This is a genomic window from Roseobacter sp., from assembly GCF_039970775.1.
Taxonomy (GTDB): Bacteria; Pseudomonadota; Alphaproteobacteria; order Rhodobacterales; family Rhodobacteraceae; genus Roseobacter.
In genome coordinates this window covers 70132-95956 of the sequence record NZ_JBDVLG010000048.1, presented here as the reverse complement: position 1 = coordinate 95956, position 25825 = coordinate 70132, and the positions used below count along the sequence as shown (strand labels likewise).

Sequence of the window (25825 nt, the reverse complement as noted above, 5' to 3'; positions counted from 1 at the left end):
TTCACGTTTGAACGAGCGGTCTGATCGGGAATTGCAAAAGGGGTTAGGTTGCATTGTTCCGATCTGCGTTCAAAAAAGAGACCGTTCGAAGCGCCGGCAGGGCAGGAATGTAAGTTAGCCATATCTTGTTGGCGGTTCTCGGAAAGATGACCTTCCAAGAACCGCCTTGGTTTAAAATTCTTCCCATCCAGTCTGGGTCGATGTTGCTCCAACCACAGCTTTTTGCGGTTCTATATGTTCAGGCAGGCTTGCATCTGGCGGTGTTATTTTTTGTTCGGGCGCGTCTGGTTTAGCGGCTAAAGACACCCCGTGGAACTGACGCAATGCGTTCGCAAGGGCTGTTGCTTCGCCGCTTAGAGAAACACTTGATGCTGTCATTTCTTCGAGCGCGGCCGCGTTGGTTTGCGACGCAGAGTCGATAGACTGAATGGCGGTATTCACCTCATCGATACCTCCCGACTGTTGTTCGACTGCGGTGGCGATATCGCTGATCTGCCCCGAAGCGACTTCGACTTCGCTGATGATGCCTTCTAGCGCCTGCCGGGATAGTCCGACCTGTTCAACACCTGCCTCGACACTTTTAGTGTTCCTCTCGATCACTTGGCTGATTTCTTGAACGGCTTCCTGCGACCGGAGTGCAAGCGCACGGACCTCAGAGGCGACAACCGAGAACCCACGACCCGCCTCACCTGCACGCGCTGCCTCTACGCCTGCGTTGAGCGCCAGCAGATTGGTCTGGAATGCGATATCCTCGATCACCTTCACCACGCGATCAATCTGCGCTGATGCGTCTATCATCGCGTTGATAGAGGCCTCAGTTTCATTCGAAACCTCTCGCGTTTTGGCTGCACGCTCTCGGACTCTATGCGTTGCATCGTCGGCTGCTTTGGCGTTTTGAACAACTTGGCGAATACTCGCCGTGATTTGTTCTACGGCTGCAGATGTTTCCTCGACCGCAGCTGCACTGTCCTCTGCGCGCTTTGCCATGCTTCCTGAAGACGATTCCAATTCGGCCGCAGTGGACGACACGCTTTGCCCATTGTTCATGATTTGCGCCATGGTATGCGATAGTGTTGTCAGTGCTTGGTTGAAATCACTTTGCATGCGTTCGAACACGCCTTCGCGGTGGCCGTCGATGCGGATACCCAAGTTGCCTTTGGACAGTTCACCGATGCTGCTGACGACATCAGAAATGTTCGTTTCAGTGGCCTCAAGCAGACGGTTGATAACATCGGCCAGTCCGGCAAGGCTTTCGTCATCCATACTATCAGACATGCGGTTGGAAAAATTTCCCGATGCAGCTTCGCCAAGGACACGCTCCATATCTGTTTGGAAATTCTGCAAAATTTCCATACGTTCGCGTTCGTTTCTGCGCTCTTCTTCTTCGGCGGTGCGGCGTTCCTTTTCCAACGCGACATCGCGGTCTCGATCCGCAGCTTCGCGCTCGCGCTCCAGTTTTTCCTTTTCCTTAACCTCAATGTCTAGATCTCTGGCGTGGCGAGCATTGTCTAGAAATACGACCATTGCGTTGGTCATCTTGCCAACCTCATGGTCATCCTGGGTCGGGTGGATATCCACCTCGAGATTGCCGTCTGCCAGCTCTTTCATATTCTCGGTAATGGTCGTTAAGTTGCGCGAGATGATGCGCCCGGTGACAAACGCCAAGACACCGCCCAACACACTGCCAAGGATTGCAAAAACCGCGACGATGATGATGGATCTCTGTGCTGCGACCTGACCTGCGGGGCCCAATGTGTTTTGCTGATCAACCACATAATCCACAGTGTGTTCGATTGCTGTTAAAACCTCTGGCCCGATGTTGTCCACACGGCCGTACAGCGCGTTACGCGCGAATATTACGTCGGCCACCTCGGATGAGGTTGTGTCAAAATCATCAAGGTCGGTCATGGTCATTTGCGTTAACTCACGACGGCGAGGGTTTTCTAGCTCTCCCAAAAGGGTGTTCAAACCTACGCGGGCGGTGTCGATTTCTTTGGTCGAGCGTGCCGCATCATCTGGGTCGTTTGAAACCAGAAAACGCTCAAAATACAGACGCCCCAAAAGCAAATTCGTAGCGGCCAGCCCGGCAGCAGAACTGATACTGGCATCGTTATCCTGCAATGCGGTTTCCATCACGTCAGACAGCTGCCGCCGAGCCTTCAGACCCGACGCTGAAGCTTTGTCCACCAACTGGTTGCGTTGGGCCTGTAGCTCAACGGCCTGAGCCATGCTTTGCTCATATTCTTCGAGGGCAGCGGGAATTTGTTCCAGCTCTTCTAAACCTTCATACCCCGTCATCATCTCGCGGAGCTGCCCTTCGAACTCCAGAACCTCTGCAATGTTCTCGCGTACGGATTCGAGGTGCGCAGGATCACCCGTCAAACGGTATTTGGACGATGCCAGGCGTGCCTCAAAGATATCTTCCATGATATCGCCTGCAATCAGGCTCTCTTTGGCCGTAGACCTATAATCAACAAACGTGCTTGCGAGCCTGCTTGTTTGGTACGCACCAAAACCGCCAACCACGAGCATTAGGGCAACCATCGCCCCCATACTTAGATAAATACGCATTACGATAGACATTTCGTCTCCCTCGAATCAGTCTTTGCTAACTGCTAGAAGGGAAGTCTTTCGAATACATTTAAGGGCCCACGACTTCGTGAAAAATCAATACGATGCTTGGTCTGTAGAATTTTCTACACACAGAGCTTTACAAGCAATCCGCGCGATCTGCGCATACGGTCTGCGGCGGTCCATCTGGCCGCCAGAATATCCTAAAAAACGGCCTCGCAACGGGCGGCCAGATCCAGCAGGCTATGATCGCTCAGGCCGGCCGCTATTAGCATAATCCCGATCGTTTCGGCATTGTGGGAAAACGGCATGGAAATACTGCAGCCATTCATGACATTGGCGATGGTCGGGTTGCGCAGGGCTTGTAGGTTGATCCGCCCATAGGCTGCATCTGAGGTCATCGTATCGAATTTTGGCGGCAAAATAGGCACCGTTGGCATCAACAACACACGACCGGCCAGATCCGCTTCAAACGCCCTGATCAGCCGTGCCCGTTGGTTTAAGGTCTGCCTGTAGGCCACGGCTGATACCTCGTCGGCGCGGGCCATCCGGCTGGCGACACGGGGGTCAAACTGGTCAAGTTGGGCTTGAAACATCTCGTCATAAACAGCGCGGCTTTCGACGGCTGAAAACTGCCAGACAGCCAGTGTTTTCATTGCCTCAAGGGATGCAAAGGATTGCGTTTTTACGGTACATCCGGCCTCTTGGAGCAGCTTGACTGCGGCATCAAAACCGGCGCGTACTGCTGGCTCCAGATCATCCATGCCGAAGTTATCAAGGACAATAAATTCTGGCTTAACCTCCTGGAAATTATCTATATCAGGGTCCGAAATCGCCTGCCACGCGGCACGGCAGGTGGCCACATCACGCGCCATCGGCCCCACACTATCCAGACTGGCGGAAAGCGGGCAACAGCCCCTTTGGGACATGGTCGTCTGGCTTGGTTTAAAACCGGTGATCCCGTTGAAGGCCGCAGGGATCCGCAGCGACCCACCCGTATCCGTGCCGATCGCAATATCGGCCAAACCGCGTGCCACGCTGATGGCCCCACCTGACGTCGAGCCCCCCGGAATGCACCCCGGATAGAGCGCGTTTTCAGGCGTGCCATAATGGGGGTTCAGCCCCAGCCCCGAATAGGCCAGCTCGGTCATATTGGTGTGACCGACCAGCACGCAACCCTGCGCCCGCAGCTTTGCTACAACATCTGCATCGGCGGTGGCGGGGCGGTTGCGCGCCATAAAGGTTGTCCCCGCGTGGGTGACATGCCCTTTCACATCAAAGAGGTCTTTGATGGAAACCAAGGCCCCACTCAGCACCGATGCCGTTTGCACAACCGGTTCGTTGTGGAACACATGGGTGTAGACATGCCGGACGTCTGGCGTGTCTGCGGTAAGGCGGGCCTGCACGTCGGCAAGGCGGGTGGCGGCGGTTTCGGCGGACCATGGAAAGGCAGTGGGCATTGTGATTACTCTTTTAGGTATGTGTTGGCGCAAAGCGCGGCGATATCTGCGGCACGCGCGCACAGGGCATTGCGTGGATCGCCTAGAAAGGACGCGGTGAACCCGAGGTCATCGAGCTTCCAGCCGGGGTCAAACGGCACGATACGCCCTTGCCTGACGAAGTGTTCCGCGAATTGATGGGGAAACAGCGCCACGCCGATACCCGTTGCGACCATTTCTAAGCCTGCGTGAATGGAACTGGTCGGGAACAACTGGGTGGAATGGCCATAGCGGTCAATCAGCTGGCGCCGCAGGTCGCGGTAGGGGCGGGAATTGCGGTTGTAGGTCACGACAGGCGTGTCGCGCAAATCAGGGTCGGGACGGCCCGCGGGTTTGAACCAGGTCAACGCCACGCTGGGCAGGTCGACGTTATCGACGGTGTATTCGGAAATCGGGCCCATCAGCAGCGCGATGTCGATGTTGCGTTCCAACAGTTGCTGGCGCAGATTGACGGACACATCCACCACGATCTCGACCCGGATTTTGGGGTATGCCTCATAGAGCGCGGATAGAAATTGCGATAGCCACAGCTGCACGATGGTTTCCGCGACCCCCACGCGCAGCAGGCTGTCTTCGGCGTCCGGTGGGGTGATGTCGGCCTTGATGCCTTCGACAAGATCCAGAATTTTTTCGGAATACTCTTGCAGCAATACGCCCTTTTTGGTCAGGGTCACGCCCCGTTGTGCCCGGTCAAACAGGCGCGTCCCCAGCGATTGTTCCAATGCCGCGATGCGGCCTGATACGGCCGGTTGCGAGATGTTCATCTCTTGGGCCGCGCGACGCACACCGCCCAACCGCGAGACCCATAGAAAGGTCATTAATTGGTCCAATGTCATGGGTGTCGTGATCCTATTGCGGCGACCTGGGGGTGGTCACAGGATGTCACGGTTGGCTCTGTCATGACAAGAACAGCCGCCGTGGGAAGTGTAGCATCGCGCGCGCGCCGGCCGGTTCTATCGTCATCATATCGCCCAACGCGGCACCACCAAGGCCGGGGATAAACAGATTGGGGTGCAGTTCAAACACCATGCCGGTTTCGATGGTTTGTGCATCTGGCGGCGCGGTTCGAAACTGTTCTGGGCCCCAATGCTGTGGAAAATGATCCGACAGCATCGGGTCTTCGTAGGACACGCCAAGGCCATGCCCATTGCGAAACCGCCGCAGATCCGCGCTGCCCCGAGTGCGCGATAACACCACACCAGACATGGCGGTTTCGATATCGCCCACCGGGCAGCCCGGTGTCAGCGCGGCCTCGCCTGCCAACAGGGCGTCGTGGGCGATGCTCCAGAGCACCTCGTGTTCTGCGCGCGCAGGGCCGACCGTGCCCATACGAATGCCATGGGCCCAATAGCCATTGACGGTCAGGGCAATCCCGAACAACACCTGATCGCCGTCTTGCGGGATGTTGCGGTTTTCTTCGGGCCAGTACCGCGGGCGGTCGGCGATGGGGCGCACGGTCAGCCATGTGCGGCAATAGTCGGCCCCGGACAATCGCGCGTGGGTTTCTTGCCGCAGCTGGGTTTTCCAAACCGGTTCGCCGGATCGCATGTGCACGGGCAACCGATCAAACAGATCGTCGCACAAAGCCGCGCCTTTTGTCAGAGAGGCAAGCTCTGTGGGGGATTTAACCATGCGCAGCGTGGATAAAATATCATCGGCTTGCGTGACGGCATGCCCCCCCAGCGCGGCACAAAGGGTGCTATGTGTCGCATGGGGCATTTCACCAAACCCTATGGTTGCGAGGGGGCCAGACGGCCCGACATGCGCCGCAATTGCCTCTCCCCACCGGTTGGATGGGAGGCTTTGCGCGCCAAGGTCGCTGGGTGGTGCAAGAAACGGGCTGCTGACCAAAAGGCGGCACCCTTGCGGGGTCAGGATTGCGAGGCTTTGGGCCTCGTGGCTGTTCCAGCCGGTCAAATACCGCAACGCCCCATGGGACATCGTGCCCGCACCAAGGGCATCGCCAAACCCAAAGACCAACACCGCGCGGACGTCATCCGGCAGGGCCCGCCAAAGTGCGGCGCGACGCCGTGCGATGTCATCCGCCAGCATCACGGCGGTCAGGCCACAATAGGAAGCGTGCGCACGGAGTAGTCCAGCGTGATGGTGCGCCCGCGTTTGGGGTCTTCCAGCGTCATTTGGTACGCTGCTGCCGGGCGCACGCCACCGATGGCCCCCAAAGTGCCGCACAGCATCGCCGCGTTGCCGGTGAAATCCGCCCCCGCCATCAGGTCTGCCAAGGGGCGGATCGCCGCGAGCGTGCCTTCTTGATACGTCACCCAACCGCCGTTTTCGCGGATGTTGCAGCGCAAGATCATGGTTTCAAGGTCGTCTTTGATGTCGTCAAACGCCCAGACTTCATAGCCCATGGGTTTCAGGCAGGCCTGTTTTGAGGCCGCAACCGAATGGGCCTCTAACGCGCGGTCGGTGTGGTCAGAGGCGAGCCCCAACCACAGTTTCCCGTCCTGCTGCACCAACAGGGGTTCTACTTCGCCGGAACTGGTCTCACCCAGAACCTCAATCAGCGGGTCCTGCGTCAGCAGCGCATTCGAGACACGATAATAGAGCGGCACCTGCGAGGGCGGAGCGATCCCCAATTCGGCCAATTCGTCAATGTGGTGCTGCACGGCGGCGGGGTCGCGGCCCGTCCAGCCAGCCACGAAAACGGTATCAACTGACAGGGTCATCGCCTGCCCGGCATGGGTCACTTGCATAGGTATGTCCTAAAGATGTTCGGGAAGATAAAGAGCGATAGCGGGAAACAGGATCAGCAGGCCAACCATCACCAACATGGCCAGCGCGTAGGGGATCACGCCCAACATGACCTCGACCAGTTTGCCCTTTTTGCGCACGCCTTGCACCACATAAAGGTTCAGACCGACGGGCGGGGTGATCAAGGCCATTTCCACGAGGATGATCATCAAAATCCCAAACCACAGCTTGTCATAGCCCAGTTGTTCGATGATCGGCACAACAATCGGGATGGTGGCGACCATCAGCGAGAGCGTTTCGATGAAGAACCCCAAAATGATGTACATCAGCACGATGATCAAAAGCGTGGCCAGCGCGCCCAGCCCAAGGTTTGACAGGAAATCCTGCAAGGCGCGGCTGACGCCCCCAGCGGTGAGCACAAAGTTCAGCACATAGGCGCCGATCACCACCAGCATGATCATAGACGTGGTGCGGATCGTGCCTTTGAGGCTTTCGATGATCATTTTGACCGTAATCGCGCGTTGGGTCGCGGCGATGGCAAACGCCATGGCCACCCCAATTGCGGCGGCCTCGGTTGGCGTGGCCCAACCGGCGTAAATTGACCCGACAATCGCACCAAAGAGGCCCAAAAGCGGGATGAGGTCAACGAGACCCTTGATGCGTTTGTGCCAGCTGGCAGAAATGCCGGGGCCCCCCAACGAAGGCCGGATGGTGCAGAATATGGCCGTCACCACCATGAACAACAGCGCCAGCGCGAACCCCGGTATCAACCCCGCCAAAAACAGCTTGGGGATCGAGGTTTCGGTTAGAAACCCATAGACGATCAGGTTGATAGACGGCGGGATCATAATGCCCAACGTGCCGCCAGCTGCGATGGCACCTGAAAACAGTTTGGGGTCATAGCCTAGCTTTTCCGCTTGCGGTGTGGCCACAGATGCGACGGTCGCCGCCGTGGCCACCGAAGACCCAGACGTCGCCGAAAACAACGTGGCCGTGGCAATATTGGCGTGGATCAACCCGCCGGGCATCCACGAGACCCACGATTCAAGGGCCGCATAGGTGCGCTGGGCGACACCGCTGCGTACGAGGATCTCGCCGAGCAGTACGAAAAACGGGATCGCGATCAAGGTGGCGCTGTTGGAAGACGACCAGACGACCTGCCCCAAGCCACGCATCAACGGGAAGGGGCTAAAGAAGAAATCAATGCCAAAGGACAGCAGAAACAGCACCGCGCCCACCGGGATCGACAGCGCCAAGAGAGCCAAGAGCCCGGCGGATGTGAACAGGATCATGCTTCACCTCGTGATCCGGCGTATTCTTCGATGTCATCGTTGCGGCCCGTGATCAGAAACAGGCACACCGCGCCTGCCATGGCCACCGCCGAGACGGCAAACCAGACCCACCCGGCCATCCACAACGTTTGTGGGATCCACAGGGGTGTTTCCAGCGTGGTGTTGGCCGTCGAGCCGTTGGAGATTGATTTTTCCAACACCGGCCATGCGCGGTAGGCGACGGCCAATGCCACCGCCGCCAGCGACAAGATAGAGACCGCATCGAACCACGCCCTGACGGCTGACCCACCGCGCGCGCGAACGATGTCGATGCGCACGTGGGCCAGACCTGTCAGGGCATAGCTGACGCCCCAGCTCGCAACGATTGCCATGGCATAGCCCGACAGTTCGTCAGTGCCGCCAAGGGATGCGCCAAACGGTCTGGCGATCACGTCATAGAGCGTGACGCAGACGCTCAGCAACAGCAGCAGACCCGCCGCAATTGCCAGCTTTTCGTTGAGCGCCCGAAGGTGCGAGAGGAGCTTTGTCATGTTCAGACCTGCCGTCTATTTCAGGTCAATCTGGACGCCGGTGGCTTCGCCGACGGTCGCGTTCCAACGTTGGCCCCAATCACCGCCCGCGCGTTCGGCCCAGTCGGGCAACACCTGCGACACCAGAATATCGCGCGCCTTTGCCTCGTCTGCGGGAGTGGCTTCGACCAGGGTCATGGAATGCGCGGCGCCGGGGCAGTCGCCTTGACCGGTCAGGCACGCCACATCGGTGGCCAACGCGGTTTGTGCCGTGGCCCACGCAGGCGTTTGCAATTCATTTACAACGGTTGTTTCAAGCAGGGTCTGGGCCTCTGGGCTCATATCGTTCCATTTGTCCAGATTGATGGCCGTGACGACAGGGTCCCAACCGCCCAATGGGATCGGCATCAGGTGCGTGGAGACTTCCCACCACCCGGCGCTATACCCCGAACCGGCCCCCGTAACGGCGCAATCAACGACACCTTTTTGCAAGGCACCGGGAACCTCGCCAAAACTGACGCTGACGGCTTCGGCGCCCAAAGCTTCGAGCAATTTGCCGGTCATGCGGCCAGAGGCGCGAATTTTGAGACCTTCGAGATCGGCCAGCGACCCGACTTCGGCATTGCAAAACACGACCTGAGGCGGGTAGGGGGCCACACCCAGAACCTTGGCATTGAACACATCGGCAAAGATTTCGTCCATCAACGGACGGCCCGCGGCAACCATTGCCTGTGCGGCATCGGCATCCGTGGCGATCAGCGGCACGTCGAACCCTTCGAGGGCGGCGGAATCGGACACCGCATAATCTGCGACGGTCATGCCGACATCAAAGATGCCTTGGCTCAGCATGCGGAACACGTCGCCGCCGCCGATGCCCATCTGGTCGTGGGTTGTCAGCGCAGCGGTGATTTCACCATCACTGGCGGCGGGCATTTTGTCTTCCCAAAATGGCTTTTCGTATTGTTTGTGCAGGGGCAGGCCGCTCCAGCTGCCGACAACGGCAAGTTCCTGAGCGAAGGCGGCACTGCTGGTCAGGGCAAGGGTCATCGCCATTAGGCTGATCGTGGATTTCATGAGGTCTCTCCTGGTTGGTACGTTTTTTACGGTTTTGAAAGGTCAGTGTGGTCAAAGCGACGGCACATCACGCGGTGCCGTTTCGTCAGCGTCGGTGATCAACATGGCCCCCGGCGCGTGGGTGATGGCGATATCGGGTTCTGCGTGCGACAGGGCCACCTGCGTGGTTACACCACAGCCCCAAAAGGCCGGCACTTCGCCATCTTTGATGGGCACCGCGGCGCCCCAATCTGGCGCGTGCATATCCGCAATGCCGATATCTGCGGGATCCCCGATATGGATCGGCGCGCCGTGTGCATGGGGAAAAGTCGCGCAAATGGTTTTTACGTCATCAATGCGGTGTTCGGGGATGGGGCGCATGCTGACCACCGCAGGCCCGCCAAAGGGGCCCACCTGAACGGTGGGGATGTTCGTGTGGAACATCGGGACCGTCACGCCCGTTGTGATGTGGCGCATCTCAATGCCCGCGCGCATCAACGCATGTTCGAACGTAAACGAACACCCAACGGCAAACGCCATAAAATCGTCGCGCCACAGGGCGTTGATATCTAGCACCTGTTCGACGGTTTGCCCTTTGCGGTACACGAAATACATCGGTAGGTCGCTGCGCAGATCAATCCCGGTGCCGAGGTTGGGCATGCTGGGTTGACCGCGTTCCGAGACACCTGTCAGCGGGCAAAAAACAGGGTTTTCGGCGCAAAAACGTTGAAAATCGGCACCTTCAGCGGCGGGTAATATAACAAGGTTGCACTGTAGCCGACCGGTACACAGCCCCGCAGTATGTCCGGAATAGACATTCGCACGCAGGGCATTTCTGACACTGTGCACGCTCATTTTTGCAAGCTGCGCGTGCGTCATAGGCTGTGATGCGAGGTTCGATTCCATGTGGGGCTCCTGATGTTAAGACAGAGTGCCACATTTTCTGCCATAAGCTGCAGACGTATTTTTCAATCAGTATTGATCAGGATTTACGATACCAAGATCGCATAATCAAACCGCGCCCATGGCACGATATGAATGCTTGTCAAAAGCGTTTGATATGAAAGGTTAATAACGCACCCGGCGTATCGAATACGCGCGTGGGCGTAGTGCGATGCCGTTTGTGGTGGTTTGAAAATATCCGCCCCCCAATGCCCCGCGTTGGGCGCGTTTGGGCATTTGGGGGGCAGAGGCATGGCAGCGGGTGCGCTGCCTGCGGTTAATTGATTGTGTCGGGCATCAGGGCTCTGGGGAGCCATAGTGCGATTTCGGGGAACACAATGATTAGTAGCAAGATCAGCAGCATCGGGATCAGGATGATCACGACTTCGCGCATGACCTGTACGACGTTCAACCCGCCGATCGCTGCGGATATCAGCAAACAGAGGCCATAGGGCGGTGTGACCAAGCCAAATGCCAGCGATACGATCCCGATGATCGCAAACACCACAGGGTGGATTTCAGCCGCCGTGGCAACTGGCAACAGCACCGTACCCAAGATGATGATCGTTGGGATCGCGTCAATGAACAGGCCAAAGAACAGGAACAACCCGGCGATGACAAGCGCCGTGCCGAAAGGCCCAAATTCGAGGCTGGTCATTGTGTCGACCACCAGTTGCGGCACGTGATAGAAGGCCAACAGCCAACCAAAGGCAGATGCAGACCCGATGGCAAACAACGAAATCGAGGCAAAGCGCCCGGTGTCGTAAAAGATGTGCCCAAGGTCTTTGACCGTCACGGTCCGGTACACGAACATCCCCAAGATCAAGGAATAACCCGCCGCGATGATAGCGCTTTCGGTTGGGGTGACGATGCCGCCCACGATACCGCCGATCACGAGGATCGGTGTCAGCATGGCGAGGAAGGCGCCTTTGAACGCGGTGATGACTTCGGCCAATGTAGGCTTGCCGATGATGGGGTAATTGTAGACTTTGGCGTAGACAAACACCGTGCCCATGAGGGCCAGCCCGATCATAATGCCGGGGATCGCACCGGCCAAAAACAACGCGCCGACAGATGTTTGCATCACGCCGCCCCAGACGATCATCAGGATCGAGGGCGGGATGATTACGCCCATCACGGCGGAACAGGCGGTGATCGCGATGGCAAACCGGCGGTCGTAGCCTTCTTTGATCATCGCGGGGATGAGGATTTTGCCGCAGCCCGCCGCATCGGCGGTGGAGGAGCCCGAAATGCCCGCAAACAGCATCGACACTGCCACGTTCACGTGACCCAATCCGCCGGGCATCCAGCCGGTGAGGACGCGCGCCAGATCAATGAGTTTGTCAGTGACTTTGCCGGAATTCATCAGGTTGGCGGCCAGCAAGAAAAATGGCACCGCCAGCAGGATGAACGAGTTATATGATTGGAACATCCGATCCAAAACGATGAACGGTGTGAGCCGGATTTCCAGCAGTACAATGGGGACCGCAGCGATGGCCAAGGAAAAGGCCACCGGCACGCGCATGGCCACAAGAAAGATAAACCCGCCCACGAGGATGGCGCAGGCAAGCCCTGTCGAAATAATCATGTGCTGGTTCCTGCGCGGTTTTTGTAGACCATGACGGCCTCATATAGTCGGTAGCTGGTGAATATGGTCCAGAGGATCCCTGCGATGGGGACAGAGATATGGGTGATCAACATATTCGCCCGCATCATGACAGAATTTTGGATCGCGCCGAATTGCGCATATTCTATCCCGTACCAGGCGAAAATAACGGCAAACCCGCCGATCATGATCAAGACGAAGCCGTCTTGCAGCAGCTTGAGCAACGGGTATTTGGAGTCGGGCATGACGCGTACATCAAAATGGGTCTGATCCCAGACGGCGATCATCGCGCCGATCATGACGACCCAGACAAAGATGAAAGTCGCCAGTTCTTCTGTCCATAGATAGACAGGGATAACGCCAGTGTAGCGGGCAAGTACCTGCATGCCGACAGGAATGGCAAGGGCTGCGATCAGAGCACCAAGCAACACGCGTAAGCCGTCGCAAAGGGTGTTCAACATACGTCCGATCATGGGGGGTGTCCGTTTCAAAAAAGAAGCTACCGACACTACGATAAGTGCCGATAGCTTTAGGGTATCGTGGAGTGCGCGATTATTGAGCGCGGATCGCTTCAAGCAAGTCAGTGGCGCCAAGCTCGGCGGCGTAGGCGTCTTGGACCGGGCCAACCAATTTCAGCAATGTGCCGCGTTCGGCGAATTCCTGCACTTGAACCTGACCAGCGTCGATCATTTCCTGCATTTTTTCACCGTCTTGACGGCTTTCCAGCTCGCGACCGAAGGCACCTGCTTCGGCACCCGCTTCGAGAACCGCAGTCTGCAGGTCGGCAGACAAGCCGCTGAACGTGCTTTCAGACATAACCAATGGGCGCACGGTGATTGCGTGGCGCGTCAAGGTGATGTGCGGTGCGACTTCGTAGAACTTGAGGTTCTGGATAGAGGCCGCTTCGTTTTCAAACCCTGCGATAACGCCGGTTTGGATCGCGTTGTACACTTCGTTATATGCAATCGCGGATGGGGCTGCTGTGACCGCATCAAAGATCTGCGCTTGGATCGGAGCACCCATGACGCGCATCTTGTGGCCGCCCAGCTCTTCCATTGTGCCGATAGGCGCGGCCGATGCCAGGTTGCGCACACCGCCGCCTGCATACCCGATCACGCGGATGTTGGCTTTTTCCAGCAATTCCGCTTCGAGGGGGGCCATAACGCCGCTGGCCAATGCGTTGTTCCAGTGATCCAGATCGCGGAACAGGAACGGCATGTCCATCAATGGGATAGACGGCGCGAATGTCGCCATGTTGGACGGGGCCATGATCGCATAGTCGATTGCCACGCCTTGCTGCAGGAAGGTCACGAAATCGCTTTCGTCGCCCAATTCGCCATTCAGGCTGATGTCAAAAGACACGTCGCCTTCGTATTTGTCGCCAACCAGCCGTTCAAATTCGCGCAGCGTTTTTGTGTAGGCGTGCTCTTCATCAAAAAGGCTCGCACCGCGCAGCGCGGTTTCGGCTGCAACAGATGTCGCCAGAAGCGATGCCGCGACGGCGGTGCCGGTCGCAATGGTTTTGATGGATTTGAAATGTAACATAAGATTCCTCCCAGAATTCATATTTTTTTAAGCGACAGGATAATTATAGCCAGCGCCTTCTCGGTGTGTCAGGTTGTTCATATTCGAAAATATTTGTAAATAGTTGTAAACGTTGAAAAGGGGTGGAATGCTCGATCCAAGCCCAGTAGCTTTGCCTGTCTAATAGGCACGGATCAAATTCGTCTCTTGTTTACAGTGATTTGATTATTGCGAGGGGTACGCCTCAGACACAAGAAAATTTGCCGCGCGGGGGGCGAGGGTTACGGGTACCATAACTTATCACGGGTCCCACAGTCTGATTGTTCTCGCCGCGCGGACCCCAAGAGAACGACGCTTAGCTATGCAAAACAACCACAGCCAATCCGAATCTGGCGATATTCTATTTAAGCGAGAACGGCCCGTGAAAGACCGATCGTTGGCGGATCAGGCCTACGAACAAGTGTTGGCTATGATCGTCGAGGGGGACTTTGTCGTCGGGACCCGGTTGCCGACGGAACATGATCTGAGCCAACGTCTGTCGGTGTCGCGCCCCATCCTGCGCCGGGCGTTGAAACAGCTGCGCGAAGATGGTGTGATTGTGTCCCGCCAAGGGTCGGGGTCGTTTGTGCAACGGCGCCCCGAAGGCGTAGTTTTGGAATTTGCGCCAGTGGGGTCCATTGCGGATATCCAACGCACGTTCGAATTTCGCGCAGCAATAGAGGGGGAGGCGGCTTATATTGCCGCCCAACGGCGCAGCGAAAGCGATTTGGCCAAAATGCGCGAAATTCTGGAAGAACTGGACCGGTGCATCCGATACGGCGAGCTTGGCGTTGATGCAGACGAGGCCTTTCACGCAGTGATATGCGAGGCATCGGACAATAAATATTTCTCAGCCGCGCGCAATTCGATGAAGACAAACATCCTCACCGGGATGAACCTGACACGCAGCCTGTCATTGTCCAAAACCCAATCGCGGTTGGAGATGGTTCAGGCTGAGCACTACGCGATCTTTGACGGTATTCAGGCCCAAAATGCCGACGTCGCACGGCAGGCAATGCGCGATCACGTCATCAATGCCCGCGTTCGGGTCTTTGAAGACAGCTGACCGGGCGCGGCACCCCGTTTCAACAGGGGCCGGTCCATGATGTCAGCTGTCTGTATTGAGCGCCGTTAGTATGCGCGCAATAAGTTCATTCGGCTCAACCGGCTTTTGCAATATCGGGCCGAGTATTTCGCTTGCGTTATGGTCTGGGTTGTCGGCGTATCCGGTGGTGTAGATGATCTTTATGTGCGGCCACTGCACGCGCACTTCTTTTGCCAGTTCGATGCCGCTCATACGGGGCATTTTGAGATCCGTGATCAACAAATCCACCGCAGAGTTGGTTGTGAGAAACTCGAGGGCGTCGGCGGCATCATTCACCAAACTGACCTGCATTCCTTCGCTCTCTAGCAGCTCTTTTGTCATCATCGCCAACATCAGCTGATCTTCTGCCAACAAAATATGGGCGCCGGAATGCGGAAGCATGTTGTCTTGTGGTGGAGAAGGATGCGCCATGGCCATACGCGCGCCTTTGGGCAAAACAAGGGTCACTGCCGTCCCCTCGCGGAGGGTCGATTGGAAAAAAAGCGCGCCCCGTGCTTCGACCGCAAAGTTTTGAACCATCGCCAAACCAAGGCCTGTCCCGTTGCGATCCAGCTTGGTTGTGAAAAATGGGTCGCTGCATGTCTGCAAAACGTCCTCGGACATGCCCGCGCCGTCATCTGCGACAACAATGTGCACCTCGTTGTCGATACGTTCTGCGGTGACGCGAATGGTGCCAATGACTTCCTTTTCAAGGATGGCGTCATTGGCATTCATGACCAGGTTCAACAACGCGTTCAGCAGGTGGTTTGGGTCGCAATGCACGACCATATCATCGGTGATGTCAGAAATATGCAGCAGCACAGGGTCTGCGACAGATCTGGACGCCAATGTTTGGAAATCACTGAACACATCGACCAGCGCGACGTCTTTACCCACCAGTTCCCCCTGACGGAACAGGGACAGCAACCGCGTCGCCAGATGCGACGCCTCTGCTATTACCTTCAGTGCCGCGTTTACATGTGACTGGGCACGGTCTGTCACAACGGCGTCTTTGATCAGCTCGACGCTCATCCTCAGAGCACCCAGTTGATTGTTGAAATCATGCGCAATGCCCGCAGCCAATTGCCCAACCGCATCAAGCCGGTTCGACCGTTCCAACGCAACGCGCTTTTCTTTCAGTTCGCGTTCGATCTGGGCCTGTTTGAGAACACGCATAACAGCGGTGCAAAGCGTTTTTGTGGTGAGGTTCCGTTTGGGTAAATAATAGGCCGCCCCCGCGACGAACACCTCGACCGCGTCTTTTTCGCTGCCTTGGCCGGTGAGCACAATCACTGGCAACGATCTGCGTACACCCCCAATGGATGCAAGAACCTGCAGGCCGTCTTCGCCATCAAGGCACATGTCGAGCAACACACAATCCAACGCACACGCGGTGATCTTCGCCAAGTCAGCAGTCCCGTCCGTGCAGGACTGTACCGTCGTGTCGGGGTCCGCGTCGTTCAGCAGATCTGCGAGCAACTCGCGATCTTCGGGGTAGTCATCGATGATCAAGATAGACGCCATCCAACCCTCGGCAACACGACGATCTTCAGCCAATATTCGCGCAGCCGTGCGATAGCCCCAAGGACCCCTTCCAGATCAACCGGCTTTACAACATAGCTATTGGCACCCGCGTCATAACCGCGATCAATATCGGCCTGATCGCGGGAACTTGTCATGACGACAATCGGCAGTTTGCGGGTGATCTCTTCGGATTTGATCGCGTGCAGAATATCGTGGCCATCAGTGCCGCGACGTTGAATTTCTGCATGCGCAGCACGGCGCGGAAACAGCATCACATCGACAGAACCGTCTTCGAGCCCATCCACGAGGCGAGGCAATGTGTCGAACCGGACGACATCCAAGCCCCCGTGATTGTCCGCGAAGGTCTCTCCAAGGTTGTCTGTTTGCACGCAGGCAGTCAGCCCGGCAAGGCTATCAAGGTCTGAAAAACAATTGGTCTCACCGGAACGTGAAAAGATCTCGATTTCAAACCGCTCCACGGCTAACGCGAAATCCATCTGTTGCAGGCGATCCGGGCTAACGCCGGTTTGCGTGATTTTTTCCTGTGTGATTGGTAGGAATTCGATCTTCAGATCGGCAATTCGGCGAGATCTTGTATCATTTCGACCGAAAACCCCGAAAACGTGCCGTCGTCGTTGTGGAGTTTGTAGGGCGGGATATCGATGACGTATTGGCGCGACAGACGTTCAAGCCGCCCGTCGGCCTGCATGCGCGCAAGCCCCGCGTTGATCGCGAGCATCAGGTTCGCACGGCTTTTGTGCAGCGGCATGTAACGTTCGACGGTGCGGATGGGCGGGTCGATAAACCCAAACAGATGTTCAAGATCAGCGGCGCGAAACCGTGTGTAGGCCAGTGAATTGGGGATAAGGAGGGCGTCGATTTCATCGACCAAAAGCGCGACCAGCGACGCGTCTACCGACGCAAATTCGACCGGGGTGTTATGTGAAAACAACGTTTCCATATCGGACCCGATAACCGGTGGAATAACCCCGATCCGCAACTCGTGGATGGGTTGGTGCGATAAAGACGCAGCCAGCGCGGGTTTGGCAATCAACCGCAAAAACTCAACGGCGACGGGTGTCGAGAAGACGGTTGTCTCCAGTGTGACCGGCAATTTGACAAGAGCAGGCAGCATGTCCACCTGACCCGCTATCAGCGCGCCAATCACGTCGGCGGGGTTTTCGAAGGCCTTGAATTCTATGGCAATACCGGTTTCTTCGGACAGCGCCCGCGCGAGGTCAGCGGCATATCCAGACCATGTGCCATCGGCATTTTGCACGGAAATGGGCGGAAAAATAGATGCGCCCACGATGAGGGGAGGCTCGTTCTCCGGTACGGTTGTGTCTTGCGCGATGGCCTGCGGGGTGTTGTAAAACGCGCCGGACATCCCCAGCAGAAAGCACCAGACAAGGGACCGCATCCAGCCTGTTACCTGGTGTCGCGGCGTCAGTGCATGAATGAGCATCAGCGATCGTTTCCCAAAATAGTTAACCAACGTTACACAATCATATGGCGAATTGCACATGTATTCGGGGCGGTTTACGCGAAATTTAGGGTCTTTAAATACGCCCGATGATTTGGCGCGTGCAAGCCCGTGAGGGCGCTGCGGTTCGCTGGCGCGTGCGTTTGTTTCAAAGCTGTGGACGACGGATGCGTGACCTAAATCGTGGCCTGTTGGGTGCCCCGTTGCTTTGACACGATAGGCAGGGGGCTGCGTGTGGATGATAGCCGTTTAAAAACAACGTGATGTGCGCTTGTAGGGGCATGGAAACTAGGCGCACGTCATTCTATTCGTCGGTTCTTTTTAGCGCGCGCGCCTAAAAATGTAGCAATTTCGCACGCCTTGGTGCCATAGTCGAGAATGCTAACTTTTTCATTTGACGTAACGTCGCCGAGGACCGCCTATCAGTCATAAAACTGTCAAACATAACAATAAGTCCAACCTCAGTTGGGCAAGGATCGACAACAAGGAGATATCAGAATGAATCTTAAGACCCTGCTTATGGGCGCGTCATGTGCGATAGGACTTGCGCTGACACCTTTGACTGCGACAGCGCAAAACCTTGTGTATTTGGTGCAGCCAGAACCCCCCTCTTTGGCGTCGTTTCTGTCGACATCTGGGCCAATCGGCCTTGTCGCGCCCAAAATTTATGACGGGCTGTTTGACTACGACAATGACCTGAACATCGTGCCGTCTCTCGCCGAAAGCTATGACGTCAGCGAAGATGGCAAGACCGTCACGTTCAAGCTGCGCGAGGGTGTTCAATGGCATGACGGCACGCCGTTCACATCGGCAGATGTCGCGTTTTCGGTGCTGGACGTGCTGAAAAAGGTGCATCCGCGCGGGCCCAACACCTTCCGCGAAGTCACGTCTATCGACACGCCTGATGACCACACGGCTGTGTTTAACCTTGCGAACCCGGCGCCCTACATGCTGCGCGCGTTGTCTTCTTACGAAAGCCCGATGGTCGCGAAACATCTGCTGGACGGCACCGACCTGCGCAGCTCTGATCTGGCGACAAACCCTATCGGCACCGGCGCGTTCAAGTTTACCGAATGGAAAAAGGGCCAGTACATTCGGTTGGACAAAAACGAAGACTATTGGAAAGTGGGCCAGCCCCAGATTGACCGGATCGTCGGCCGCTTTGTGCCTGATGCGTCCACGCGGACTGCGGCCATGGAAAAGGGCGAAGTGATGTACGGGGCCTATGGCGCCATCCCAAACATTGACGCGGTACGTCTGCGTGAAAAGGACGGCTTTTCGGTGACAACCGATGGCTATTCGATGATCAACCCGATGGCATTGATTGAATTCAACACCACCAAGCCGCCGTTTGATAACCCTGCTATGCGCCGGGCGGTTTCATTGGTCATGGACCGTCAATTCTTGATCGACAACATCTGGTTTGGGTACGGAAAACCCGCAACATCGGCGTTATCATCGAATTTTGACAAGGTCGGTTTGTATAAATCTGGTCTGCCAAACTACCCAGCCTCGGGGGATCTGGAAGCTGCGATCAAAGAGCTTGATGACGCAGGTATTGCGCCCGATGCGGATGGCGTGCGCGCAAGCATCACGCTTGATCTTATTCCCTACGGCGAAGACTGGCGGCGTGCGGGCGAATACATGAAACAAGCGATGAAGCCTTTGGGCATCGAGGTGGAGCTGCGTTATGAAGACGTGCCAACATGGCTCAACCGGATCTACGCCGAATATGACTTTGAGATGAACGTGAACTATTTCTACCAGCTGCCTGACCCGGTGCTGGGCGTTCACCGTCATTACGGCACCGACCAAATCCGTCAGGGGACGCATTTTGTGAATTCGTCGCAGTATTCTAACCCCGAACTTGATGCGTTGCTGACCGCTGGTGCACAGGAACCAGATGCCGCGAAACGCGCCGATATCTATGGCCAAATCCAGACGATCTTGGCGACGGATATGCCGGTGGCGAACCTGTTCGAGATGGAGTTCCTGACCGTCTATAACGAGAAACTGGTTGATCATGCGACCTCGGCGTTGGGGGCCTATGGCCCGTTTGACAAGGCCACGATCACCGAGTGACCTTGTAGGGTCACGCAGTTCAAAAGGGCACCGGCAACACTTGCTGGCCGGTGCCCCACCTCTAAAAAGGTCCCAATATCATGGACAGTTCAAAGCGCCGCACACGATATGTGGTGACGCGTCTTTTGCACGCTATCCCGATTGTGTTTGCGATTGTGGTGCTGAATTTCTTCTTGCTTCAACTGGCCGAAGGCGACGCGGTGGATGTGCTGGCCGGCGAGGCGGGGTCCGCGACGCCCGAATACATGGCCGAACTGCGCGAGAAATTCGGCCTCGACAAGCCGCTGGTTGTGCAGCTGGGCGTGTATCTCAAGAACGTTGTCAGCCTTGATCTGGGGTATTCGTTTCGCCACGATATGCCCGTCAGTGAGCTGATCTTCGACCGCTTTATTCCGACGCTTTTGTTAATGACATCTACGATCGTTCTGGCCGTGGGTTTTGGGATTATCCTTGGGCTTGTTGCCGCTTCGGGTTTGAACACGTGGCGCGATACAGTGATTTCGATCTTTGCGCTGATTACTTATGCGACCCCGTTGTTTTGGGTGGGCCTGATGTTAATCGTGGTGTTTTCGTTGAACCTGGGGTGGTTCCCGACGTCGGGCATGGAGAATTTTTCTATGTTCTATGAAGGTTGGGATAGGGTCGTGGATATCGCGCATCATCTGGTGCTGCCGACGATCACCCTATCGCTTTTTTATCTGGCGCTTTACACGCGCCTGATGCGGGCGTCGATGTTGGAACAAGCGGGCCAGGATTACGTCACCACCGCCCGTGCCAAGGGGCTGACAGAACGGCGTATCGTGTTTGTACATGTGTTGCGCAACGCGTTGCTGCCGGTTGTGACCATGGCGGGCGTGCAGGTGGGCGCGCTGATCGGTGGGTCAGTGATCGTCGAAAGCGTTTTCGCGTGGCCCGGTTTGGGGATGCTCGCGTTTGAGGCGCTTTTTGCCCGCGATCTGAACTTGTTGCTGGGTATTTTCCTTCTCTCGGCTGTTTTGGTGGTGGCCGTCAATCTGGTGGTCGATATCATATATTCAACCCTTGACCCGCGCATCGAGATGGCCTGACCCATGGCATTTTGGAAACTCTTCGCCCGCAATCGTTCGGCCGTTATGGGGATGATGATCCTCGTTGCGATCTTCCTGGTGGCTATTTCCGCACAACTGTTTTTCCCGGCGGATCCATTTAGTCTGGCGGGACAATCTATGTCGCCGCCCGGCCAAAACGGCTTTTTGTTGGGCAGCGATTCACTGGGGCGCGATGTGGCCGCGGGTATTGCCCATGGTGCCAAAACATCGCTGCTGATCGGCCTGTTGGCGACGCTGGTCGCGGTGTTTATCGGCGTGATTATGGGCGCGTTGGCGGGGTATTACGGCGGTCTCGTCGACAATCTGCTGATGCGCACCACAGAAATGTTTCAGACGATCCCGTCGTTTCTTTTTGCGATATTGCTGGTCGCGATCATGAAGCCCTCGATCGAAAGCATCGTTATCGCGATCGCGGTCGTGTCATGGCCTGCGGTCGCGCGGTTGGTGCGCGGCGAGTTCCTGAGCCTTAAGAACCGCGAATTTGTGCAGGCTTGTCATACGCTTGGCATGGGCGATATGCGTATCATGTTGGGCGAAATGCTGCCCAATTGCCTGTCGCCGATCATCGTTATCGGGTCCCTTATGGTGGCCACAGCGATTCTGATCGAAAGCGGGTTGGCCTTTCTAGGTCTGGGCGATCCCAACATCATGAGCTGGGGCTTTCAGATCGGCGCGGGCCGCACTTTGCTGCGCTCTGCGTGGTGGGTGTGCACTTTTCCGGGCATCGCCATTTTGCTGACTGTGCTGGCCATCAACCTTGTGGGGGAAGGGCTGAATGACGCACTGAACCCCCGTCTGAGAGACCGCTCATGACCCGTTTGCTCGACATCACCGACCTGCACGTGGGCTTGCCTGCGGGAGGGCAACGCAAATACGCCGTGGAGGCCGCAAATCTTCACTTGGACGCAAACGAAATCCTGTGTGTGGTGGGCGAATCCGGGTCAGGCAAATCGCTGACTGCGCGCGCGATCATGGGACTGCTGCCCAAACCCCATGTGCATATCGCCAAGGGGCAGGTTAATTTCCTGGGCCAAGACCTCGCGGCGATCAGCGAGGCCCGGTTGCGCCAAATCCGTGGCTCTGAAATTTCGATGATTTTCCAAGAACCGATGACGGCGCTGAACCCGGTCATGACCATCGGTAATCAGATCGACGAAGTCTTTCGGTTCCATGAAAAAATGCCCGGCCATGAACGGCGCAGCCGGGCGTTGAAACTGTTGCAAGACGTGCAATTGCCCGACCCGGACCAAGCCTTGGGCGCGTTCCCGCATCAACTGTCGGGGGGGCAACGCCAGCGCGCGATGATCGCTATGGCACTGGCGCTGGACCCGAAAATCCTGATCGCAGATGAACCAACGACAGCGTTGGACGTGACCACCCAAGCGCAGGTTTTGCGTCTGATTAAAGAGATGCAGGAAACCCACGGGACGGGCGTGGTGTTTATCACCCACGACTTTGGCGTTGTGGCCGATATCGCAGACCGTGTGGCCGTTATGCAAAACGGTTTGGTGATCGAGACGGGCACCACCGATGAGGTCCTGCGCAACCCTCAACACCCCTATACCCAAGGTTTGATGGCCGCCGTACCCAGCCTGATCCCACGCCCCGCGCGGCCGCGCGCCGACACGCCGGTGCTCAAGGTCAATGGGTTGACCAAAACCTATGCCGGCGGTGGTGGATTTTTTGGGGGCAAGGCGCGGGTTGTGCATGCGGCCAAAGAGGTGACGCTTGATCTGACGCCGGGCGAAACCCTTGGAATCGTTGGCGAATCCGGGTCTGGCAAATCGACGGTCGCACGTTGCATCGTGCGTTTGGTTGATGCCGAAGCAGGCGAAATTCTGCTGGGTGATACAGATTTGCGCCCGTTGGGTCGCGCCGCGATGCGCCCCCACCGTGCCGATATTCAAATGGTGTTCCAAGACCCGTTTGCGTCGCTGAACCCACGTTCAAAGGTCGGGCGGATCATCGCACAAGGCCCCGAAATGTATGGGGCCAGCGCCGAAGAGGCGCGCGAAAAGGCGTTGGAATTGCTGCGGGTTGTGGGTTTGGATGACCGGGCCTACGACCGGTTCCCCCATGAGTTTTCCGGCGGTCAACGCCAACGTATCGGGATCGCACGGGCGCTTGCGCTCGAACCCAAGATCCTTGTCGCGGATGAACCCGTGTCGGCGTTGGATGTGTCCATTCAGGCGCAGATCTTGGAGCTGCTGGATGAAATTCGCGACCGGATGAACCTTGCGATGATCTTTATCACCCATGATTTGCGTGTGGCCGCGCAGGTCTGCGACAGGATCGCCGTGATGCAGCGCGGCGAGGTCGTCGAGATGGGCGCAACTGCCGATATTTTCGCCAACCCGCAACATCCCTACACCACCGAATTGTTGGGCGCGGTGCCCGGCAAGGGGTGGTTCACCGATGAAGGACACCCCCCAAACGGTAGGTCCTGACCTTAGGCGGGTTTGATAATTTCTGGGCCGTCATAGATGGTCGAACGCGCGACGTTTTCGGGGGCCGCTTCGATCTCTACCAGACAGGAATGCGCGGTGGGCCCCTGCGCCAACCGCGATGTGCCCTTGTCGAGGGTCAGCACGTTGGGGTTGCCATTTCGGCATAGTGTGGCGTCGGGGTCATACCATGCGCCGGTGGCGATCTGCACCACGCCGGGCAGGATGTCGTCGTTAATGTGCAGGCCCGCAATACACATCCCACGGTCGTTGAATATGCGGATGGTCTGACCCTGCACCAACCCGCGCGCGGCGGCGTCGGTGCTGTGCATCACGCAGGGTTCACGTCCATCCGTGCGGCTCGATTGGCTGACTGACCCATGATCTAGCTGCGAATGCAGTTTATTGCGCGGTTGGTTGGAGATCATATGCAGCGGATAGGCCCGCGTTTCGCCCAGCCATTCGGTGGGCGCCATCCATGCCGGATGGCCGGGGCAGTCATCATACCCAAACCCCGCGATGGTTTCCGAGAAGATCTCGATCTTGCCGCTGGGGGTTTTGAGGGGGTTTGCGATAGGGTCGTCGCGAAAGCTCTTGAGCATGATGGTGTCGTGTTCCGGTGCGGGGACTTGGTACACGCCATCGCGTTGAAAACTGTCCCAATCGGGCAGGGTGACCCCTTCGCGCGCCGCCGATTGACGCGAGATATCATAAAGCCAACGTTGCCAGTCTTCGGGGCTGCGGTCTTCGGTAAACGCGGCCTCCACGCCCATTTCTGATGCGATCCCACAGAAAATATCGTGGTCGCTTTTGGCCTGCCCCACGGGGTTGATCGCCTGATCCATCGCCACCAGAAACGGATCCTTGGGCGTGAATGAAACATCGCTGCGTTCAAGAGACGTGGTGCAGGGCAAGACAATGTCGGCATGCCGCGCGAGGCTATTCCAACACCATTCGTTGGCGATGACTGTTTCAGGGCGCGCCCACGCCCGGCGCATGCGGTTCAGGTCTTGGTGGTGGTGAAACGGGTTTCCGCCGGCCCACCAGACCAGACGGATGTCAGGGTAGGTCTGCTGTTGGCCGTCATAGTCAAAAGGCGCGCCGGGGTTTTCCAACATATCCGTCACCCGCGCCACGGGGATGAAGTCGGGCACCGGGTTTTGGCCCTGAGGAAGAGCCGCGTAGTCTATCTGGCGCCGTTGTGCGCCAACATTGTTCACCGCGGAATAGCCAAAGCCGACGCCCGTACCCGGCAACCCGATTTGACCCAACATTGCGGCCAATGCGATTGCGGCCCAATAGGGCTGTTCGCCGTGGTCCTGGCGTGTCAACGACCAACTTACCGAAATCATCGTGCGTTTGGCGGCCATGCGACGGGCCAGTGATGTGATCTCGTCGGCGCGCAGGGCACAGATGTCGGCGGCCCAATGTGCGGTCTTTGGAATGCCGTCTGTGTCACCGCGCAGGTAGGCTGCAAATTGGTCGAACCCGGTGGTGTATTTGGCCAAAAACGCCTGATCAAGCAGGTTTTCGTCCAGCAACGTATAGGCCAGACCCAACATAAACGCCGCATCCGTTGACGGGCGCGGCGCGATCCAATCGGCCTTGGCGACGGCATCCATGTCGGTTTTTAACGGTGATATAGACACAAAGGACACGCCCGCCTGCGCCGCAGCCGTGATGCCCGCTTTTTGAATATGCGCGCCGACGCCGCCTTGGCAGATCTGGCCGTTTTTCAATGGCACACCGCCGAAGGCCACAAACAATTCGCAGCTTTTGGCGATGGATTGCCAGCTGGTGGTGGTGTCCAATGGGCCGCGAAAATCACCCAGAACATGGGGCACGATGACCTCGGCCGCAGCAAAACTATAGGTGTTCTTGGAACGCGTATAGCCGCCAATGCAGTTCAGGAACCGTTTCAATTGGCCTTGCGCATGATGAAACCGCCCCGCGCTGGCCCACCCGTAGGACCCCGCGTATATCGCCTGATTGCCGTGGGTCTTGATCACGCGGGCCAGTTCAGCGGCCACCAAACGGTCTGCTTCGGCCCAAGTGACCTGCACGAAGGGGTCGGTGCCGCGCAGGTGGCCGGCTGTGCCGGGGCCGCCTTCTAGCCAGCTTTTGCGCACCATCGGCGCCGTAATTCGCGTGGGTCCGTCCAACACATCGGTGATCCCGTGACCAATGGGCGACGGGTCGTCGTCGTGGTCAACGGGCCGCAATCCGGTGACGACCCCGTCACGCGTGTCGACGGTATAGGTGCCCCAATGTGCTCTGGTAAGGCGGTCGCGGGGGGGCTGTTTCACACTATATCCTCTCTGGTTGGTGGTATGATCGCCAACAGATCCGCCCCGTCAATACGCAAGACACATA

21 protein-coding genes are annotated in these 25825 nt (G+C 57.2%); 5 read left to right on the top strand and 16 right to left on the bottom strand.

Annotated features, from left to right (window positions below; genetic code table 11):
* Positions 1–171: 171 nt before the first annotated feature.
* The 12 genes from ABJH13_RS12005 to ABJH13_RS11950 form a co-directional block, all read right to left on the bottom strand.
* Positions 172–2571, bottom strand: a complete 2400-nt coding sequence (locus ABJH13_RS12005) for a methyl-accepting chemotaxis protein (protein WP_348406461.1) — start codon at positions 2569–2571, stop codon at positions 172–174.
* Between the two features lie 203 nt (positions 2572–2774).
* Complete coding sequence (locus ABJH13_RS12000) at positions 2775–4031, bottom strand: amidase family protein (protein WP_348406451.1); 1257 nt, start codon at positions 4029–4031, stop codon at positions 2775–2777.
* A gap of 5 nt (positions 4032–4036) precedes the next feature.
* Positions 4037–4888, bottom strand: coding sequence for a LysR family transcriptional regulator (locus ABJH13_RS11995; RefSeq protein WP_348406450.1), 852 nt, complete (start codon positions 4886–4888; stop codon positions 4037–4039).
* A 79-nt stretch (positions 4889–4967) separates the two neighbouring features.
* Entirely contained in the window at positions 4968–6122 is a 1155-nt protein-coding gene (locus tag ABJH13_RS11990; RefSeq protein ID WP_348406449.1) for a M24 family metallopeptidase, read from the bottom strand.
* A gap of 8 nt (positions 6123–6130) precedes the next feature.
* Entirely contained in the window at positions 6131–6784 is a 654-nt protein-coding gene (locus ABJH13_RS11985; RefSeq protein WP_348406448.1) for a DUF2848 domain-containing protein, read from the bottom strand.
* A gap of 9 nt (positions 6785–6793) precedes the next feature.
* Positions 6794–8074 carry a TRAP transporter large permease gene (locus ABJH13_RS11980; RefSeq protein ID WP_348406447.1) on the bottom strand — a complete coding sequence of 427 codons (1281 nt, stop codon included), beginning with the start codon at positions 8072–8074 and terminating at the stop codon, positions 6794–6796.
* Positions 8071–8604, bottom strand: a complete 534-nt coding sequence (locus ABJH13_RS11975) for a TRAP transporter small permease (protein WP_348406446.1) — start codon at positions 8602–8604, stop codon at positions 8071–8073. Before ABJH13_RS11975 ends, ABJH13_RS11980 begins: the two co-directional genes overlap by 4 nt.
* 15 nt (positions 8605–8619) lie before the next feature.
* A complete protein-coding gene (locus tag ABJH13_RS11970; RefSeq protein ID WP_348406445.1) occupies positions 8620–9657 on the bottom strand; it encodes a TRAP transporter substrate-binding protein in 1038 nt (345 codons plus the stop codon).
* A gap of 51 nt (positions 9658–9708) precedes the next feature.
* The gene (locus ABJH13_RS11965) at positions 9709–10542 is read right to left on the bottom strand and encodes a putative hydro-lyase (RefSeq protein ID WP_348406444.1); all 834 of its coding nucleotides are present in this window, start codon (positions 10540–10542) and stop codon (positions 9709–9711) included.
* Positions 10543–10855: 313 nt separating this feature from the next.
* On the bottom strand, positions 10856–12166 hold the full coding sequence (locus ABJH13_RS11960) for a TRAP transporter large permease (protein WP_348406443.1): 1311 nt from the start codon (positions 12164–12166) through the stop codon (positions 10856–10858).
* The gene (locus tag ABJH13_RS11955) at positions 12163–12657 is read right to left on the bottom strand and encodes a TRAP transporter small permease (RefSeq protein WP_348406442.1); all 495 of its coding nucleotides are present in this window, start codon (positions 12655–12657) and stop codon (positions 12163–12165) included. The genes ABJH13_RS11960 and ABJH13_RS11955 overlap by 4 nt, the downstream gene beginning before the upstream one ends.
* A 79-nt stretch (positions 12658–12736) precedes the next feature.
* The gene (locus ABJH13_RS11950) at positions 12737–13729 is read right to left on the bottom strand and encodes a TRAP transporter substrate-binding protein (RefSeq protein WP_348406441.1); all 993 of its coding nucleotides are present in this window, start codon (positions 13727–13729) and stop codon (positions 12737–12739) included.
* 400 nt (positions 13730–14129) lie between these two features.
* On the opposite strand from ABJH13_RS11950, the gene ABJH13_RS11945 reads away from it, so the two are divergent.
* The gene (locus ABJH13_RS11945; RefSeq protein ID WP_348406440.1) at positions 14130–14813 is read left to right on the top strand and encodes a FadR/GntR family transcriptional regulator; all 684 of its coding nucleotides are present in this window, start codon (positions 14130–14132) and stop codon (positions 14811–14813) included.
* 42 nt (positions 14814–14855) lie between these two features.
* Here the strand turns inward: ABJH13_RS11945 and ABJH13_RS11940 are convergent, their stop codons facing one another.
* The 3 genes from ABJH13_RS11940 to ABJH13_RS11930 are packed head-to-tail and all read right to left on the bottom strand — an operon-like array spanning position 14856 to position 17775.
* Positions 14856–16388, bottom strand: coding sequence for a response regulator (locus ABJH13_RS11940; protein ID WP_348406439.1), 1533 nt, complete (start codon positions 16386–16388; stop codon positions 14856–14858).
* Positions 16340–16891, bottom strand: a complete 552-nt coding sequence (locus tag ABJH13_RS11935) for a transporter substrate-binding domain-containing protein (RefSeq protein WP_348406460.1) — start codon at positions 16889–16891, stop codon at positions 16340–16342. Before ABJH13_RS11935 ends, ABJH13_RS11940 begins: the two co-directional genes overlap by 49 nt.
* 32 nt (positions 16892–16923) lie before the next feature.
* Positions 16924–17775: a transporter substrate-binding domain-containing protein gene (locus tag ABJH13_RS11930; RefSeq protein WP_348406438.1), complete on the bottom strand. Its 852-nt coding sequence runs from the start codon at positions 17773–17775 to the stop codon at positions 16924–16926.
* 561 nt (positions 17776–18336) lie between these two features.
* On the opposite strand from ABJH13_RS11930, the gene ABJH13_RS11925 reads away from it, so the two are divergent.
* From ABJH13_RS11925 to ABJH13_RS11910, 4 genes are all read left to right on the top strand, one after another.
* Positions 18337–19920, top strand: a complete 1584-nt coding sequence (locus ABJH13_RS11925) for an ABC transporter substrate-binding protein (protein ID WP_348406437.1) — start codon at positions 18337–18339, stop codon at positions 19918–19920.
* An 80-nt stretch (positions 19921–20000) separates the two neighbouring features.
* On the top strand, positions 20001–20987 hold the full coding sequence (locus ABJH13_RS11920) for an ABC transporter permease (RefSeq protein ID WP_348406436.1): 987 nt from the start codon (positions 20001–20003) through the stop codon (positions 20985–20987).
* A 3-nt stretch (positions 20988–20990) separates the two neighbouring features.
* On the top strand, positions 20991–21821 hold the full coding sequence (locus tag ABJH13_RS11915) for an ABC transporter permease (protein ID WP_348406435.1): 831 nt from the start codon (positions 20991–20993) through the stop codon (positions 21819–21821).
* Positions 21818–23455: an ABC transporter ATP-binding protein gene (locus ABJH13_RS11910; protein WP_348406434.1), complete on the top strand. Its 1638-nt coding sequence runs from the start codon at positions 21818–21820 to the stop codon at positions 23453–23455. Before ABJH13_RS11915 ends, ABJH13_RS11910 begins: the two co-directional genes overlap by 4 nt.
* A gap of 2 nt (positions 23456–23457) precedes the next feature.
* Here ABJH13_RS11910 and ABJH13_RS11905 read toward each other — a convergent pair whose 3' ends face one another.
* Complete coding sequence (locus ABJH13_RS11905) at positions 23458–25758, bottom strand: molybdopterin guanine dinucleotide-containing S/N-oxide reductase (protein ID WP_348406433.1); 2301 nt, start codon at positions 25756–25758, stop codon at positions 23458–23460.
* Positions 25759–25825: the final 67 nt, after the last annotated feature.